Annotated in this window: 5 protein-coding genes; all 5 read right to left on the bottom strand. The window is 36.8% G+C overall.

Annotation, left to right across the window (positions count from 1 at the left end):
* Window positions 1-243: hypothetical protein (locus DW657_RS17420; RefSeq protein ID WP_147382003.1), on the bottom strand; the 243-nt coding region annotated here is incomplete at its 3' end.
* Entirely contained in the window at window positions 224-346 is a 123-nt protein-coding gene (locus DW657_RS18640) for a hypothetical protein (RefSeq protein WP_255415926.1), read from the bottom strand. The genes DW657_RS18640 and DW657_RS17420, both read right to left, overlap by 20 nt.
* Window positions 347-348: 2 nt before the next feature.
* Complete coding sequence (locus tag DW657_RS17415; RefSeq protein ID WP_118313587.1) at window positions 349-552, bottom strand: hypothetical protein; 204 nt, start codon at window positions 550-552, stop codon at window positions 349-351.
* Window position 553: 1 nt separating this feature from the next.
* On the bottom strand, window positions 554-685 hold the full coding sequence (locus tag DW657_RS18635; protein WP_255415925.1) for a hypothetical protein: 132 nt from the start codon (window positions 683-685) through the stop codon (window positions 554-556).
* Window positions 685-978 (bottom strand): hypothetical protein, encoded by a 294-nt coding sequence (locus tag DW657_RS17410; protein WP_118313586.1) that lies wholly within the window; start codon window positions 976-978, stop codon window positions 685-687. Before DW657_RS17410 ends, DW657_RS18635 begins: the two co-directional genes overlap by 1 nt.
* Between the last annotated feature and the right edge of the window lie 92 nt (window positions 979-1,070).

Genomic DNA, 1,070 nt, shown 5'->3' with positions numbered 1-1,070 from the left:
AAACGGCTGATGTTTGAGCATTTCAGTCCAGCACTCTTCTGTGTTGGCAAAAGGGCGAAACTTTACCTCTGGCTTAATACGATACTCAGTATTATTCCAGTATTCAATCTCTTTCATTTCCGTCCAATCATTCGGAACATCTATACCTTCTACGACACTCGGTTTTGTCCTACACTCAATTACCTTTCCTTCAGCATAAGCTTGCAGAATAGGATAAAACGCTTTACTTTCTTCTCTTGTCATAATCTTTTCTTTGTTTAATTGTTTTATTTTCCAAACCTTTTGCCCAATCCGAGAAATACCCTCGTAGAATTTCCATTGAATTTAATGCTTCTTCTCTTGTCATACTCAATCCTCTTTATATTCTTCCCATCCATTCTCCCAAGAGCCACCTGAACGGATAGCCCAAAACTCTTGTTGAGGAAGGATAGTTCCTTCTTCATCAACTAACTCCTTTCCTTTGTATTGAACAAACTCACCTTTTGAAAATGAGTTATGTCTTATCGGCTTTCCTACGCTGATAGCGAAAGCCATTGCTTCTTGCTTTGTCATATCAATCCTCCAACTCTTTAAGTGCCTTATCTAAATTATTGCGAGCCATTTGACAAAACCTGACAGAAAGCAAATCGTCTGATAACTGTTCTTTGGCTCTTGTGATATACTCAATAGCTTTTTCTTTACTCATTACTTATCCTCCTTTGCTTTTTTAAGATAAAATTCTCTCCAATCTTCAAAAGTCCAATCTCTTGTGTTATGAGTAAGATTGAAAACTTCCGTATCTTTCTCTAACTGGAGTAATAGCCAAGCATAATCTTCATATCGCTTTCTTAGCAATCTCTTGCGACACAATCTTACATGCTTGTATAACTTATAATCAGCGGTTGCAGCATCAAAGATTATTTTACCTACTATTGCTAACAGATAAGCAGATATAACGCCTAATGCAATCCAACCTAATATTGTAATTACTAAGTCCATATTCTTTTCTTTTTACCCTCTCCCTGTTACAGGAGAGGGTGGTTAGTTACTCTACTACTTTCTCAAGGGAAAAATAATCAATTCCCCAAGCT

It is taken from the genome of Prevotella sp. AM23-5 (assembly GCF_003473645.1).
GTDB classification, from domain to species: Bacteria; Bacteroidota; Bacteroidia; order Bacteroidales; family Bacteroidaceae; genus Prevotella; species Prevotella copri_A.
This window is presented reverse-complemented; position numbering and strand designations above follow the sequence as displayed.